14 protein-coding genes are annotated in these 14539 nt (G+C 71.5%); 5 read left to right on the top strand and 9 right to left on the bottom strand.

Annotated features, from left to right (window positions below; all coding sequences use genetic code 11):
- Window positions 1-143 precede the first annotated feature (143 nt).
- Complete coding sequence (gene pepN / locus C1729_RS05580) at window positions 144-2750, bottom strand: aminopeptidase N (protein WP_102509064.1); 2607 nt, start codon at window positions 2748-2750, stop codon at window positions 144-146.
- Window positions 2751-2945: 195 nt separating this feature from the next.
- Here pepN and C1729_RS05575 point away from each other — a divergent pair, with 195 nt between their 5' ends.
- On the top strand, window positions 2946-3590 hold the full coding sequence (locus C1729_RS05575; protein WP_102509063.1) for a mycothiol-dependent nitroreductase Rv2466c family protein: 645 nt from the start codon (window positions 2946-2948) through the stop codon (window positions 3588-3590).
- A complete protein-coding gene (locus tag C1729_RS05570; RefSeq protein WP_102509062.1) occupies window positions 3587-4189 on the top strand; it encodes a hypothetical protein in 603 nt (200 codons plus the stop codon). Before C1729_RS05575 ends, C1729_RS05570 begins: the two co-directional genes overlap by 4 nt.
- Window positions 4190-4270: 81 nt before the next feature.
- Here C1729_RS05570 and C1729_RS05565 read toward each other — a convergent pair whose 3' ends face one another.
- On the bottom strand, window positions 4271-6274 hold the full coding sequence (locus C1729_RS05565; protein WP_102509061.1) for a M13 family metallopeptidase: 2004 nt from the start codon (window positions 6272-6274) through the stop codon (window positions 4271-4273).
- A gap of 41 nt (window positions 6275-6315) precedes the next feature.
- Window positions 6316-7032: a hypothetical protein gene (locus tag C1729_RS05560; RefSeq protein WP_102509060.1), complete on the bottom strand. Its 717-nt coding sequence runs from the start codon at window positions 7030-7032 to the stop codon at window positions 6316-6318.
- Window positions 7033-7196: 164 nt separating this feature from the next.
- On the opposite strand from C1729_RS05560, the gene C1729_RS05555 reads away from it, so the two are divergent.
- Both C1729_RS05555 and C1729_RS05550 read left to right on the top strand, forming a co-directional pair.
- Window positions 7197-7646 carry a ribose-5-phosphate isomerase gene (locus tag C1729_RS05555; RefSeq protein ID WP_102509059.1) on the top strand — a complete coding sequence of 150 codons (450 nt, stop codon included), beginning with the start codon at window positions 7197-7199 and terminating at the stop codon, window positions 7644-7646.
- Window positions 7647-7663: 17 nt separating this feature from the next.
- Window positions 7664-8716 carry an Fpg/Nei family DNA glycosylase gene (locus C1729_RS05550; protein ID WP_102509058.1) on the top strand — a complete coding sequence of 351 codons (1053 nt, stop codon included), beginning with the start codon at window positions 7664-7666 and terminating at the stop codon, window positions 8714-8716.
- Window positions 8717-8723: 7 nt separating this feature from the next.
- Here C1729_RS05550 and C1729_RS05545 read toward each other — a convergent pair whose 3' ends face one another.
- Entirely contained in the window at window positions 8724-10064 is a 1341-nt protein-coding gene (locus C1729_RS05545) for a GNAT family N-acetyltransferase (RefSeq protein ID WP_102509057.1), read from the bottom strand.
- A gap of 77 nt (window positions 10065-10141) precedes the next feature.
- Here C1729_RS05545 and C1729_RS05540 point away from each other — a divergent pair, with 77 nt between their 5' ends.
- A complete protein-coding gene (locus tag C1729_RS05540; RefSeq protein ID WP_102509056.1) occupies window positions 10142-10450 on the top strand; it encodes an MGMT family protein in 309 nt (102 codons plus the stop codon).
- Window positions 10451-10820: 370 nt separating this feature from the next.
- Here the strand turns inward: C1729_RS05540 and C1729_RS05535 are convergent, their stop codons facing one another.
- The 5 genes from C1729_RS05535 to cysK all read right to left on the bottom strand — a co-directional run bounded on the left by C1729_RS05535 (window position 10821) and on the right by cysK (window position 14287).
- The gene (locus tag C1729_RS05535) at window positions 10821-11141 is read right to left on the bottom strand and encodes a hypothetical protein (RefSeq protein WP_102509055.1); all 321 of its coding nucleotides are present in this window, start codon (window positions 11139-11141) and stop codon (window positions 10821-10823) included.
- Between the two features lie 56 nt (window positions 11142-11197).
- Window positions 11198-12259 carry an LLM class F420-dependent oxidoreductase gene (locus C1729_RS05530; protein ID WP_102509054.1) on the bottom strand — a complete coding sequence of 354 codons (1062 nt, stop codon included), beginning with the start codon at window positions 12257-12259 and terminating at the stop codon, window positions 11198-11200.
- Between the two features lie 129 nt (window positions 12260-12388).
- Window positions 12389-12622: a GntR family transcriptional regulator gene (locus C1729_RS05525; protein ID WP_242493728.1), complete on the bottom strand. Its 234-nt coding sequence runs from the start codon at window positions 12620-12622 to the stop codon at window positions 12389-12391.
- 59 nt (window positions 12623-12681) lie between these two features.
- Window positions 12682-13287 (bottom strand): serine O-acetyltransferase EpsC, encoded by a 606-nt coding sequence (epsC, locus tag C1729_RS05520; RefSeq protein WP_102509053.1) that lies wholly within the window; start codon window positions 13285-13287, stop codon window positions 12682-12684.
- Between the two features lie 64 nt (window positions 13288-13351).
- Window positions 13352-14287, bottom strand: a complete 936-nt coding sequence (cysK, locus tag C1729_RS05515) for a cysteine synthase A (protein WP_102509052.1) — start codon at window positions 14285-14287, stop codon at window positions 13352-13354.
- Between the last annotated feature and the right edge of the window lie 252 nt (window positions 14288-14539).

The raw sequence follows: 14539 nt of genomic DNA, 5'->3' as shown, positions 1-14539 counted from the left end.
CGAATCGGCTATCGAGCGCGGGGGCGCGGCCCTCGATAGCGGATCCAGACATCCGAGGTGAACGAATCGGCTATCGAGTGGGGGAGGACGCAAGCGGCCCCGCACCCGGTGGGGTGCGGGGCCGCTCCCTGCGACAGGGACCGTCAGGCCTGTGCCTCGACAGCCTGGGCGTCGACCGCCTGTGCCTCGACAGCCTGGGCGTCGACCGCCTGAGCCGCGAGGGCGCGCTCGATGCCCGCAAGACCCTCGACGACGAAGCGGCGGAGCGCAGGCGGCGCGACCTTCGCCGAACCCTCCGCGTGCGCGTCGAGCCACGCCTGCGTCGCGGCGCGCAGCGCCTCGTTGGCGAGCGGAGCCGGGTAAAGGCCCTCGATGAGCTCCTCGCTCATGTGGTACGTCCGCGACTCCCAGATCGGGAAGAGCGCGTCGTGGTACGTCGCGACGAACGACTCGAGCAGCGAGGCGTCGAGGACGTGGTTGAAGCCGAGGGCCGTCGCGCGGATGATCGCGTTGGGCTTGTCGGCCTCGTCGACGATCGATGCCCAGGCCGCAGCCTTGGCCTCGACGGTGGGGATCGCGGCCCGTGCGTGGGCCGCCTGCTGGCGGCCCGAGGCCGTGTCGTCGTCGGCGAGCGCGAGGTCGATCTGCGCGGCCGTCGCACGACCACCGGCGACGAGCGCGATGAGCAGCTCCCAGCGCAGATCCGTGTCGATCGTCAGGCCCTCGAGCGTCTCGGATCCGTCGCGGAGCGCGGCGATCGCGTCGAGCTGGGCGTCCGTGCGGGCGACCTGCGCGAGGAACTTCACGAACTGGAACTGCGCGTCCGAGCCCGCCTCGGCCGTGCGCGCCATGGCGAGCAGGCCGTCGCCGACGGCGACGAGTGTCGCCTCGCTGCGCTCCGGCGCGACATACGACGACGCGGCGAGCACGAGCTGGTTGAGCGTCGTGCGGATCGTCGTCGACTCGGTCTCGGCGGCGATGTTGTTGAGGACGAGCCGCACGAAGTCGCTCGCGGGCACCTCACCGTCGCGCGTCGCGTCCCAGATGGACCCCCACACGAGCGAGCGCGCGAGCGGGTCGGAGATCAGCGCGAGGTTCTCGATCGCGACGGCTCGCGAGGCGTCGTCGAGCCGGATCTTCGCGTACGCGAGGTCGTCGTCGTTGAGGAGCACGAGGTCGGGACGGGTCGTGCCGACGAGCTCGGGCACCTCGGTGCGCTCTCCGTCGACGTCGAGTTCGACGCGGTGCGTGCGGATGAGACCGTCGGCTGTGAGCGTGTAGTAGCCGACGGCGAGGCGGTGCGGGCGGATCGTCGGGTAGTCGGCGGGGGCCGTCTGGAGGATCGCGAAGCCCGTGACGGTGCCGGCGTCGTCGACCGTGATCTCGGGGCGGAGCGTGTTGACGCCCGCGGTCTCGAGCCACAGCTTCGACCACGTGGAGAGGTCGCGGCCCGAGGCGGACTCGAGTTCGACGAGCAGGTCGGTGAGCTCGGTGTTGCCCCACGCGTGCTTGCGGAAGTACGCGGCGACACCCTTGAGGAACGCCTCGAGGCCGACCCACGCGGCGAGCTGCTTGAGCACCGAGCCGCCCTTGGCGTACGTGATGCCGTCGAAGTTCACCTGGACGTCCTCGAGGTCGCGGATCTCCGCGACGATCGGGTGGGTCGAGGGCAGCTGGTCCTGGCGGTACGCCCAGGACTTCTCCATCGCGGCGAACGTCGTCCAGGCGCCCTTCCACTCGGTGGCCTCGGCGGTCGCGAGCGTCGACGCCCACTCCGCGAAGGACTCGTTGAGCCACAGGTCGTTCCACCAGCGCATCGTGACGAGGTCGCCGAACCACATGTGCGCGAGCTCGTGGAGGATCGTGACGACGCGACGCTCCTTGATGGCGTCGGTGACCTTGGAGCGGAAGACGTAGGACTCGGTGAACGTCACGCAGCCCGCGTTCTCCATGGCGCCCATGTTGTACTCGGGCACGAAGAGCTGGTCGTACTTTGTGAAGGGGTAGGGCTGCTCGAAGGCCTTCTCGAAGAACTCGAAGCCGGCGCGGGTCGTGTCGAAAACGTAGTCGGCGTCCATGTGCTCGGCGAGCGACGCACGGCAGAAGACGCCGAGGGGGATCGTGCGGCCGTCGGAGCTCGTGAGCTCGGAGCGCATGACGGCGTAGGGGCCGGCGACGAGCGCGGTGATGTATGAGGAGATGCGGGGCGTCGGCTCGAACGCGTAGGTGGCGTTGCCGCCGGCGCGCGTCGGCTCGGGCGTCGGCTCGTTGGAGACGACCTGCCATGCCTCGGGGGCAGTGACGGTGAACGCGAACGTCGCCTTGAGGTCGGGCTGCTCGAACACCGCGAAGACGCGGCGGGAGTCCGGGACCTCGAACTGCGTGTAGAGGTAGACCTCGCCGTCGACCGGGTCGACGAATCGGTGGAGGCCCTCGCCCGTGTTCGTGTACGCGCAGTCGGCGACGACCGTGAGCTCGTTCTCCGCCTCGAGCCCGTCGAGGGCGATGCGGGAGTCGGCGAAGACGACGGCGGGGTCGAGCTCGCGGCCGTTGAGCGTCACGGAACGCACGCTCGGGGCGACGAGGTCGATGAAGGTCGACGCGCCGGGCGTCGCGGTGAAGCGGACGGTCGACGTCGACGCGAACGTCGTCGGTCCCGTCGTGAGGTCGAGGGTGATGGCGTACGACTGCGTCTGCACGACGTTCGCGCGCTCGATCGCCTCGGCGCGGGTGAGGTTCTCTCCGGGCACTTGTGCTCCTCGGTTGTGCGGTGGCGCCCGGTCGGGGCGTCGATGCCGGGCGCGCTCGACGCCCGCCATCGATACTTTCACGCAGCACCGACACCCGCGCAGTGCAATACGGGCGTAGTCGCTGACGTCGGACGACGTGTCCGCGCAGGGCGCACTTCCCGGGACCGCGGGCGGCGACGCAACTAGGCTGGGAGCATGCGAGACGAGACTGCGACGACCGTCGCCGACATGTGGTTCGACCCTGCCTGCCCGTGGGCCTGGATGACCTCACGCTGGCTCACCGAGGTCCAGGAGCTCCGCGGCATCGAGATCCGCTGGCACGTCATGAGCCTGTCGGTGCTCAACGAGGGGCGCGACCTGCCCGCCGACTACCGCGAGATGCTCGACGCCTCGTGGGGTCCGGTGCGGGTGCTTGTCGCGGCCGCCCAGCGGCACGGTGACGACGTCCTCGGGCCGCTCTACACGGCGATCGGCACGGAGTATCACGTCGAGGGCAACAAGGACCGGCGCGCGGTCGTCGCGAAGGCGCTCGCCGACGCGGGGCTTGGCGCGGACCTCCTCGACGTGTGGGATTCGACCGACGTCGACGACGCGCTGCGAGCCTCGCACCAGGGTGCGATGGACCTCGTGGGCGACGAGGTCGGGACGCCCGTCGTGGCGATCGGCGGCGTCGGCTACTTCGGTCCCGTCGTCACGCCGGCGCCGCGGGGCGAGGACGCGGTGCGGCTGTGGGACGGGCTCGTCCTCATGACGCAGGTGCCGGGTTTCTACGAGCTCAAGCGCACGCGCACGTCAGGACCGGTGCTGCGGCCGGGCGCCGACGAGGAAGTGGGCGCATGACGATCCCGATCCCTACGGGCCCTCCGGCGAGGAAGCCGCTGGGGCCGGGGCTCATCGCGTTCATCGTCATCGACGTCATCCTCGTCGTCGGGGTCGTGATCGCTGCGGTCGTCCTCCTCGGTGGGGGTTCTGGCGCGCCGGGGGCGTCGCCGACGACTCCCGTCGCCGGGGCGACGACGCCCGTCGCCGGTGCGACGACGAGCGTCTCGCCCTCGGCTCCGGTGACGTCTGCGGACCGGCCGGGAGGCACGGACCAGCGGTTCGCGACCCCGTCGGGCAACATCGTCTGCGACATCACTGCGAACGGTGCACGGTGCGGCATCGCGTCGCTCGCGCAGAAGCCCGCACCTGTCGACGGTTGCGACGGTTCGGTCGGCTTCGTGTACGTGGTCGACGCCTCTGGCAAGGTCGATGTGCCGTGCGTGCCGAAGAAGGAGCTGCCGAAGAAGGCGGGCAAGGACGTCAACGTCCTCGGGTACGGGCAGAAGTCGGCCGCCTACGGGTTCACGTGCACGTCGGACGAGTCGGGCATGGCGTGCGTCGACGACGCAACGGGTACGGGATTCTCGCTCGCACGCGCGGGTGGCCGCGTCCTCTGACGACGTGAGGACATGCGTCGGGCCCCGCACCTCGTGAGGTGCGGGGCCCGACGTCGTTTGGCGCGGTGGCGCCGGTCGGGGTCACCAGATGCGGACGCGGTCCTCGGGCGCGAGGTAGAGGGCGTCGCCCTCGGTGACGTCGAACGCCTCGTAGAACTCGTCGACGTTGCTGACGATGCCGTTGCACCGGAACTCGGCGGGCGAGTGCGGGTCGATCGCGAGGAGGCGGATCGCCTCGGCGTCGCGGGCCTTGGTGCGCCACACCTGGCCCCAGCCGAGGAAGACGCGCTGGAGGCCGGTGAACCCGTCGATGACGGGTGCCGGAGCGAGGTCGCCGCCGAGCGCGATGCGGTAGGCCTTGAGCGCGATCGACAGTCCACCGAGGTCGCCGATGTTCTCACCGATGGTGAGGGCGCCGTTGACGGTGTGCTCGTCGCTGAGCTGTGCGGGCGAGAACGCGTCGTACTGGGCGATGAGCGCCTTGGTGCGCTCCTCGAACTTGCGGCGGTCCTCTTCGGTCCACCAGTCCTCGAGGCGTCCTGAACCGTCGTACTTGGAGCCCTGGTCGTCGAAGCCGTGGCCGATTTCGTGACCGATGACGCCGCCGATGCCGCCGAAGTTCACGGCGTCCTCGGCCTCGGGGTCGAAGAACGGGGGCTGGAGGATCGCGGCGGGGAAGACGATCTCGTTCATGCCGGGGTTGTAGTAGGCGTTGACCGTCTGCGGCGTCATGAACCACTCGTCGCGGTCGATCGGCTTGCCGATCTTGCCGAGCTCGCGGTCGGTCTCGAACGCGTTCGCGCGACGGACGTTGCCGAGGAGGTCGGCGGCGTCGATCTCGAGCGCGGAGTAGTCGCGCCACCGCGTGGGGTAGCCGATCTTCGGGGTGAAGGCGTCGAGCTTGGCGAGCGCCTTGACCTTCGTCTCCTCGCCCATCCAGTCGAGGCCGGTGATGGACTCGCGGTACGCCTCGACGAGATGGCCGACGAGGCGGTCCATGTGCTCCTTGTGGGCGGCCGGGAAGTGACGTTCGACGTACACCTGGCCGACGGCCTCGCCGAGCGCGCCCTCGACGAGGGAGACGCCGCGCTTCCAACGTTCGCGGATCTTCTCGGCGCCGGTGAGGGTGCGGCCGTAGAAGTCGAAGTTCGCCTCGACGAGCTCGTCGGTGAGGTAGGTGGCACGCGACGAGACGACCTGGGCGGCGAGCCACAGGCGCAGGTCGGCGATGTCGGTCTGCTCCCAGAGTGCGGCGAGGCCGGTCGCGAACGAGGGTTCGCGCATGACGACGTCGTCGAGGGCGCCAGCGGGTGCGCCGAGCCCCTCGGCCCAGGCGTTCCAGTCGAGACCGGGTGCGGATGCGGCGAGCTCGGCGAACGTCATGGGGTTGTAGGTGAGTTCGGCGTCGCGATCGCGGACGACGTCCCAGTGGTGGCCGGCGAGGGCGGTCTCGAGTGCCACGACGCGCGCGGCGGCCGCGTCGGCGTCGGCGGCAGGGACGATGTCGCCGAGCGTGAGCATGCGTGCGACGTGCGGCGTGTAGGCGGCGAGGGCCTCGGCGTGCTGCTCCTCGCGGTAGTAGGCCTCGTCGGGCAGGCCGAGCCCGGCCTGGAGGAGGTAGACGACGTACTTCTCGGGGTCGAGCGCGTCGTTGTCGACGTAGAGGCCGAGCGCGCCGGCGGCACCGGTGCGCTGGAGCTCGCCGAGGGCGCGGGCGAGCGCGGACTTGTCCGCGGCGTCGTTGAGGAGTGCGAGGTCGGCGGCGAGGGGCGCGGTGCCGAGCGCCGCGATGCGCTCGGTGTCCATGAACGACGCGTAGAGCGCGCCGATCTTCGCGGTCGTCGCGTCGACGCCTGCGGCGCCGGCCTGCTCTCCGGCCTCGAGGATGATGTCGCGGACCTGCTCCTCCGCGCGGTCGTGGAGCTCGCGGAACGCGCCGTCACGGGCGCGGTCGGCGGGGATCTCGTACGTCGCGAGCCAGCGGCCGTTGACGTGGCGGAAGAGGTCGTCCTGCGGTCGGACGTCGGCGTCGAACGTCGACGCGTCGATCCCGGAGCGCAGCGCTGCGGTGTTGTCGGTCGTCATGCGCCCACCCTATGCCGGGCCACCGACATCGTTGCGTCGGCTCAGGCCGGTGCGTCCCCGACGACCTCGACCGTCATGCGGTCGCCGTCGAAGGTCAGCCGTGCGGTGCGGCCGTCGTCGGTCGGGACGACGAGCGTGTCGGTGCCGTCCACGACGGCGCCGAGCAGCGTGAGCTCGGCGCGGACGTCGGCGGCCGGCGCGGGCAGCGTGACGGGCGTCCCGGCGTCGGCGCGGTGGAGCTCGGGCGTCGTCGGGAAGGCGATGGACGTGAGGTCGTTCCCGTGGGCGACGGTGAGCTTCTTGTTCTCGGCGTGCCACGTGCCGTCGCCGCGTTCGACGACCGTGTAGCGCAGGCCGTCCTTGACGAGCGTCCACCCGCCGGCGACGGGCTCGACGGGTGTGCCGGTCGCGACGAGCGCGTCGTGAACGTCGCTCGCGTCGGAGCCGCGCAGCAGCGCGAAGTCGTACTCGTCGCCGCTCTTGCTGAGGCGCTCGTGCTTGAGATCGAGGGTGAGACCTGCGCCGGACGCGGTGGTGAGCGCATTGATGTCGATCGTGTCGTGGTGCGAGCTCGTCGACCACGCGTACCAGCCCGTGCCGAGGAGGGCGAGGGTGAGGACGGCGGAGGACCCGCCGATGACGCTCCGGGTCCGGCGCGGGAGCTGGCGGGCGACGAGAGCGACGACGAGGAGGACGGCCTCCGTGACGAGGGCGAGCACCGCCAGCACGACGACGAGCTGCGGGCGGGAGGGATCCATGGTGACTCCTTCAACGTCGGACGAGGCGGTGACCAGCCAAGCAGCAGTTCCAGGTGGCGCGCTACGCGCGCGGTGTCACAATCGGGCAACTTTGTCCGGTGGGCGCTCATCGATGAGCGTCGACGGGAACCCCGAGACGTTGCGGGATGCGGCAGGATGGACCCATGCGCGTCCACCTTGCTTCTGACCACGCGGGCTTCGCCCTGAAGTCCCACCTCCTCACGCACCTCGCCGCCCAGGGTCACGATGTCGTCGACCACGGTGCGTTCGAGTACGACGCCGAGGACGACTACCCCGCCTTCTGCATCGCTGCGGGCGAGGCCGTCGTCGCGGAGCCGGGCTCGCTCGGCGTCGTCATCGGCGGCTCGGGCAACGGCGAGCAGATCGCCGCGAACAAGGTCGACGGTGTGCGCGCCGCGCTCGCGTGGAGCGTCGAGACCGCGAAGCTCGGACGGCAGCACAACGACGCGAACGTCATCGCGATCGGCGAGCGCCAGCACTCGATCGAGGAGGCGACGACGTTCGTCGAGGCCTTCCTCGCGGAGCCCTTCTCGGGTGCGGAGCGTCACCAGCGTCGCATCGACCAGCTCGCGGCGTACGAGTCCGCGCGCTGACGCACGCCGCCTGAGCCGTGCCCGAGGGCCACACCGTCCACCGCCTCGCGCGGACCTTCGACGCGCTCTTCCGCGGTGAGCGGCTGCGGCTCAGCAGTCCGCAGGGCCGCTTCGAGGCGGGCGCGGCGCTGCTCGACGGCGGCACTCTCGTGCGTGCGGAGGCGTGGGGCAAGCACATGTTCCTGGGCTTCGGTCCCTGCGCGGCGATGTCTGGCGCAGTGACGCCCGACGCCGATCTCGCCTGGCTGCGTGTCCACCTGGGCCTGTACGGCTCGTGGACGTTCGCGGGGGACTCGTCGACGACCGTCGCGCACGCGATCGGTGCCCCGCGCCGCCGCATCGGCGAGCAGGAGTACACGCTCCCTGATCGCGAGATAGCGCCTCAAGGTCGAGATAGCGCGCGAGGCGCGCTATCTCGACAGGGCAGCGCTATCTCGCGGAGTGACGAGAGTGCGTGGGATGTGCCCGAGCCCCGCGGGCAGGTGCGGGTGCGGATCCTCGGGGAGCACGCCGTCGCCGATCTCACAGGGCCGACCGCGTGCGAGGTCATCACCGACGCCGAGCGGCACGCGGTGCTCGCGCGGCTCGGCCCGGACCCCATCCGGGACGACGCCGACCCGGAGCGGTTCGTCGCACGGGTCCGACGCTCGCGCACGGCCGTCGGCCTCCAGCTCATGGCGCAGGACAAGGTCGCGGGCGTCGGCAACATCTACCGCGCCGAGGTGCTCTTCCGCGCGGGCCTCGACCCGTCGACGCCGGGCAATGCGGTGCCGGCCGAGACGTTGCGGGAGATCTGGGACGACCTCGTCGTTCTCATGCGCGACGGCGTCGCGACGGGCCGCATCGTCACGACGCGCCCCGAGCACCGGGGCCGCGGCCACGAGCTCGGCCACATGGACCCGCGGCGCGTCCGCCAGAACACGGACGGCGACCCGGCCGTCGTCAGCCGCGACGAGTCGTTCTACGTCTACCACCGCGACGGGCTCGCGTGCCGCGTGTGCGGCAACCCCGTCCAGGTGCGCGACGCCGCGGGCCGCAACCTCTTCTGGTGCCCGACCTGTCAGTCGTGAGCCGGGACTAGAAGACCCAGGAGCAGACCGGTGCGACGGGCCACGCGAACGCCGCCGACGCCGTCGCGAGCGTGCCCGTGGTGTGCTCGACGACGTGACCGCCGAGCGCGAGCTGCGCGAGCGTCACCCCGCCGAGGTACGCAGAGCCGAGGGCGCGCACGTCGAGCGTCAGGTCCGGCGACGCGTCCGTGCGCACCACGGTGGCGGGTTCGAACGGCTGCGCAGTGACGCGGTACGCCCCTGTGTTCTCGGGCAGCACCGAGTCGTGCACGTGCAGGACGACGTCGATCGCCGCGGCGTAGCGCCGCTGCGCGAGGGCTGCGGCGGGGTCGACGACGCGCACCCACAGGTTGTCCGCGCGTCGAGTCTGCGCCGACCGAGGGTCGGCGAGCAGCTCGAGCAGCACGTCGTCCTCGGGGAGCATCGACGCCTGGGTCTCCGCCATGAGGTCGAGGTCGAGGAGCGTCGTCCACAACGTGCGCGCCGCGGCGGTGTCCGTCACGACGGCCTCGGAGACGTGGACGACGCCACGCGGGCCCGGGACCTCCCAGCGCGACTCGCGGCGCAGGATGGCGTAGGCGCGCGGCTCGCTGTCGCGCTCGACGATGACGATCCGCCGCGACTCCTTGCCCTCGCGGAACGCCGGCGGGTCGGCGAGCCGACGACGCGCGGTCATCTCGTCGTACCGGACCGAGCCCGGGCGGTTGAGCAGCGCGTCGTGCGGTGCGTCGGTCCCGAGCGGGCGGCGGCTCGCCTCGGTCGCGATTGTGTCGATCAGCGCGCCGTGACGATCGACCGACAGCTCCTCGATCCGGACGCTGCCCGACGCCGCGTCGTCGGCCGTGAGCGCAGGGCGCAGGGCCGCGCCGCGCGGCACGGTCACCCGCAGGTCGTTCGCCGCGAGGCCGTAGCCGAAGCGGCCGTAGATCGTCGCCTCGGCCGCGAACAGCGCGGACACGGCCTCGCCACGCTCGCGGCACGCCGCGAAGTGATGGTTGATCATGGTGCGCAGGATGCCGCGGCGGCGGTGTTGCGGATGGACGACCACCCACGTGAGGCCGCCGACCGGGATCTCCGCACCCGGCACGGGGAACTGCGAAAACGGGCGTGAGCCGTGCATCGCGACGAGCTCCGACCGGACGGGGCGCGCACCGTCGATTGGCACGGCGTCGTGGTCCTCGGCGTCGGTCACGACGCCGAGGTAGCGGTCCCAGTGCAGGGTGAGGCCGATCTCGACGAGCGTGTCGAGGTCGGTCCCGGTCGGGAAGCCCCACGAGTCGAGCGCGAGGACCTCGCGCTCGTCCTCGGGGCGCAACGGACGCGTGCGGTAGCCGGTGGGGAACGTCATGCCTCCACTCTCGCAGCGGACGGCGCGCCGCGACCAGGGCATTTCACGTGTCGGCGGAGCGCGCTACCGTGGCGCGGGTGGACGACGAGTACGTGGAGGCGGTGCTGGACGTTGTCGACCAGATCCCGCCGGGACGGGTGATGACGTACGGAGACATCGCTGAGGTGGTGGGTGCGCGGCTCGAGCGCGGCGGCCCACGTCAGGTCGGTGCGGCGCTGCGTGTCGCCGGGGCTGCGGTGCCGTGGTGGCGAGTCGTGAACGCGGCCGGTCGCCCGCCCGTGCACAAGCGTCTCGAGGCGCTCGACGTGCTCCGCGCAGAAGCTTGTCCGATGGTCGACGACGGGCGCGTCCGGCTCTCGGCAGCCCGCCTGCAGAAAATGACGTGACGCCCGGCCGGCCGGCACGGGAACATTTCCGGGACGCTCGCTGTTGTGGGAGTCAGCAGGGCAGGAAGCAGGAGCGCGCAGCGATGCAGCGCACCGCTCGACTGAGGGTCGGGATCATCCCGGCGCCTCGACAGCCCGCTCGCGTCGGTCTCTCGCCCGTGTCGCACGGGGGACGACGACGCATCGGCGTGAGGTTGCCCGGGTCCGTTGGCCCGGAACAGCCCGCGACCGAGGGCACCACGGTGACGGCCCCGAACAGCTCGGGGCGGTTCAACGACCGGGACGATGACAACCGCCGGTCCGGGCACCGTGGCGCGGCACCTTCACGAGTCGGCCGCCCTGGTCACGACCAGGGCGGCCGACGGTGTGCTCAGGTCCGAGGCATGGCGCGGTCTGCGAGGATGTGCGACGCAGCTCCTGCGACAGCAGCGACGGTGAGGACCGACGGCCACGCGCCGATCTTCTTCGCGAGCGGGTGCGAGAGCCCGAATGCTGCGATGTATGTGACGCTGAGGACCGCGGTCTCGGGGACGCCAGCGCGTGCCCACGTGCGGCCCGCGGCGACGCCCGCCGCGGCAAGGGCGACGCCCCCGAGGGCGCGGACTCCGGTCGCCCGGGCGACGGCGTATCCGCCGACGAGGCCGGCGGCGGTGAGGACGGACGACGGGACGGAACACGCCTGATCGGTCATGCACCGAGCGTATCCGCCATGGCTGGGGTCCAGGGTGGCGTCGGGCGAGGCTGTGCTCAGCCGAGCAGGCCCGGCGCCGATGCGAGGGCGCGCAGGGTCTGCTCGTCCGCCTGGAACAGCATCGTGGTGACTGCCGTCGACTCCCAGGCGGTCATGCCCGCCGCGACCTGCAGGAGCGTGCCGACGAGCGCGACGTCACGCACCAGCTCGAGGGGTATCGCGGCAGCGGCCTCGGCTCGGCGTCCATCGAGGTAGAGCCGCTGGACGTCGTCGCACACCTCGCGGTAGCCGAGGCGTGCGACGGCTTCGAGGTGGAAGTTGGCGCCCTTGGCGCCCATCCCGCCGATATACAGCGCGAGGAACGGCCGGACCTGGTCGGCGGCTTCCTCGACGTCGTCACGGACGACGATCGGGACGGTCGCGCACACCTCGAAGGTCTCGCGCGGTGAACGCGCCTCGGATCGCCGGTCGAGGCCTTCCTCGAGCGGGCCGCGGAGCTCGGCGTCGAGCCGGGGCGCGTAGAAGAGGGGGAGCCAGCCGTCGGCGATCTCGCCCGCGAGGGCGACGTTCTTGGGCCCTTCAGCGGCAAGGTGGATCGGGATCTCTGGTCGCAGCGGGTGGACGGTCGAGCGCAGGGGGCGACCGAGACCGGTCGGCGCGTCAGGTCCCGAGTCGGGACCGGGCGCAGGGAGGGGGAGCTGGAAGAACTGGCCGTCGTACTGGACACGTTCGCGTGCGATCACCTGCCGCACGATGTCGACGAACTCGCGCGTGCGTGCGAGCGGGCGGCGGAATGGTTGGCCGTACCAGCCCTCGACGACCTGCGGTCCGGACGCTCCGAGCCCGAGGATGGCTCGCCCGCCCGAGAGGTGGTCGAGCGTGAGCGCAGCCATCGCGGTCGCGGTGGGGGTGCGGGCGTACATCTGCGCGACGGCGGTGCCGAGCCGGACGCGGGACGTCGCTGCGCCCCACCAGGCGAGCGGGGTGAAGGCGTCGGAGCCGTACGCCTCGGCCGTCCACACGGAGTCGAGGCCGAGCGTGTCGGCCATTCGGACGGCCTCGGCGATGCCGGGCGGGGGGCCGGCGGACCAGTAGCCGGTGTGCAGTCCGAAGCGCATGCGGGCTCCTCGTGGTTGCGGCCGGTCGTCGTCGTCCGGCGCTGAGCGATACTCAGAGTCTCAGATACCTGCCCTGTGCGCCAGACGGCGATCGCCTGACGCAGTGCGGTCAGATCGGGTGCGGGGCTGTCAGCGATGATCGCTCCGCGGCCGCGGAGCAGGTCGCCCGCCCCCGTTGTCGCGCAGCTCTTGGTCGGCGCGCAGGACGGTGTGGACGTTGAGGGCGAGCGACTCGGCGAGGGTGCGTGCGGCGGGGAGCCGCGCGCCGGGCGCGAGCTCGCCTGCTGCGACCGCTAGGCGCACCTGGGTCGCGACCTGGGCGAAGAGCGGCTCGGGGGCGCTCGGGTCGATCCGAGAGATCATGCAACAACCCCGCTTACTCTCAGGTGACGAGAACAAGCGGGGTTGTTGTAGGACGCGTCTCAGATGATGTACTCGATGAGCATCGACGGGTCCTCGACCGCGCGCCGCTGACGCTCGGCAACCTCCGCAGGCGACGCGAGCCGGATCTTCGCGGGCACCCCGACCGCGACGGCGCCCGCGGGCACGTCCTTGACGACGACGGCGTTCGCGCCGATCTGCGCGTCGTCCCCGATCCATACTGGGCCCAGGATCTTTGCGCCCGCCCCGACGACGACGCGGTTGCCGACCGTCGGGTGACGCTTGCCGTGCGTCATGGTGCGCCCGCCGAGCGTGACGTTGTGGAAGAGCAGCACGTCGTCACCGATGACGGCCGTCTGCCCGATAACGATGCCCATGCCGTGGTCGATGAAGAGCCGCCGCCCGAGCTGTGCGCCCGGGTGGATCTCGACGCCCGTGATTGATCGTGACATCTGCGAGATGATGCGGGCCGGGAGCCGGAGCAGCGGATTGCGCCACATGCGGTGCGTGACGCGGTGCACCCAGAGCGCGTGCAGGCCCGGGTACGCGAGCGCGACCTCGAGCCGAGTACGGGCGGCGGGGTCGCGGTCGCGTGCGGCCTGGAGGTCCTCCCGGAGGATGGACCAGGCGCGGCGTGGCAGGGCCACGGTTCTCCTTCCGGAGGGAGAGGGGTGCCCGGCGGCGCGCGTGCGCGCGCCGCCGGGGCGGGGGTCAGTCGACGAGGTCGGCGTAGAGCACTGTGGAGAGGGAGCGCTCGCCGAAGGACGGCACGACGACGACGATGAGCTTGCCCGCGTTCTCCGGACGCTTGCCGATCTCGAGCGCGGCGTGGATCGCGGCGCCCGAGGAGATGCCGACGAGCAGGCCGTCGTCCGTCGCGGCGCGACGTGCGGTCGCGATCGCCTGGTCGGCGTTGACGTCGAACACCTCGTCGTAGATCTCGGTGTCGAGGATCTCGGGGACGAAGTTTGCGCCGAGGCCCTGGATCTTGTGCGGGCCGGGCTGACCGCCGTTAAGGATGGGGGACTCGGCGGGCTCGACGGCGACGATCTGGACCTCGGGCTTGCGCTCCTTGAGGACCTGGCCGACGCCCGTGATGGTGCCGCCCGTACCGATGCCCGCGACGACGATGTCGACCTGGCCGTCGGTGTCGGCCCAGATCTCCTCGGCCGTCGTGCGGCGGTGGACCTCGGGGTTCGCGGCGTTTGCGAACTGGCGGGCGAGGACGGCGCCCGGGCGGGATGCCGCGATCTCGTTGGCCTTGTCCACCGCGCCGCGCATGCCCTCGGAGCCGGGGGTGAGGATGAGCTCGGCGCCGAACGCACGCAGGAGCGCGCGGCGCTCCTTCGACATCGTCTCGGGCATCGTGAGGACGACGTCGTAGCCGCGGGCCGCGCCGACCATCGCGAGCGCGATGCCGGTGTTGCCCGACGTCGCCTCGACGATCGTGCCGCCCGGTGCGAGGTCGCCCGACGCCTCAGCGGCGTCGATGATCGCGACACCGATGCGGTCCTTGACGGAGTTGGCGGGGTTGTAGAACTCGAGCTTGGCGACGACGGTCGCGCCGACGCCCTCGGCGAGTCGGTTGAGCTTGACGAGCGGGGTGTTGCCGACGAGAGCGGTGACGTCGTCGTAGATGCGAGCCATGGGTTCCTCTTCGTGTCGTGCGCGGGAAGGCCGCGCGAGAGCCTGGTCCTGGGAGTGATGCTCGGCGGCGTGGATACGCGACCGGGTGCGGGGCGAGCGCTGGCTCATCGAGGTGGTGCGTCGATGCCCGGGGGCTGGCCGTCGGTGCATGACGGCGCAAGCCAGCGCTCTACAGACAGGGACAGCAGGGACGCACGCAGGCGTCGGCCGCGACGGCGCGGCAGGCACGGGAGAAGTTGGCGCTGTGCAGCA

The sequence above is a fragment of the Sanguibacter massiliensis genome, assembly GCF_900240335.1.
In the GTDB taxonomy this organism is placed as follows: Bacteria; Actinomycetota; Actinomycetes; order Actinomycetales; family Cellulomonadaceae; genus Flavimobilis; species Flavimobilis massiliensis.
The sequence above is the reverse complement of the archived record's forward strand: the minus strand, read 5'-3'. Positions and strand labels throughout refer to the sequence as shown.

Excerpts from the sequence above, each read along its gene's own strand:
- C1729_RS05555 (WP_102509059.1), top strand. The coding sequence starts at position 7,197 with ATGCGCGTCCACCTTGCTTCTGACCACGCGGGCTTCGCCCTGAAGTCC.
- C1729_RS05545 (WP_102509057.1), bottom strand. The coding sequence starts at position 10,064 with ATGACGTTCCCCACCGGCTACCGCACGCGTCCGTTGCGCCCCGAGGAC.
- C1729_RS05565 (WP_102509061.1), bottom strand. The coding sequence starts at position 6,274 with ATGACGACCGACAACACCGCAGCGCTGCGCTCCGGGATCGACGCGTCG.
- C1729_RS05535 (WP_102509055.1), bottom strand. The coding sequence starts at position 11,141 with ATGACCGATCAGGCGTGTTCCGTCCCGTCGTCCGTCCTCACCGCCGCC.
- C1729_RS05530 (WP_102509054.1), bottom strand. The coding sequence starts at position 12,259 with ATGCGCTTCGGACTGCACACCGGCTACTGGTCCGCCGGCCCCCCGCCC.
- cysK (WP_102509052.1), bottom strand. The coding sequence starts at position 14,287 with ATGGCTCGCATCTACGACGACGTCACCGCTCTCGTCGGCAACACCCCG.
- C1729_RS05570 (WP_102509062.1), top strand. The coding sequence starts at position 3,587 with ATGACGATCCCGATCCCTACGGGCCCTCCGGCGAGGAAGCCGCTGGGG.
- C1729_RS05525 (WP_242493728.1), bottom strand. The coding sequence starts at position 12,622 with ATGATCTCTCGGATCGACCCGAGCGCCCCCGAGCCGCTCTTCGCCCAG.
- C1729_RS05560 (WP_102509060.1), bottom strand. The coding sequence starts at position 7,032 with ATGGATCCCTCCCGCCCGCAGCTCGTCGTCGTGCTGGCGGTGCTCGCC.
- C1729_RS05575 (WP_102509063.1), top strand. The coding sequence starts at position 2,946 with ATGCGAGACGAGACTGCGACGACCGTCGCCGACATGTGGTTCGACCCT.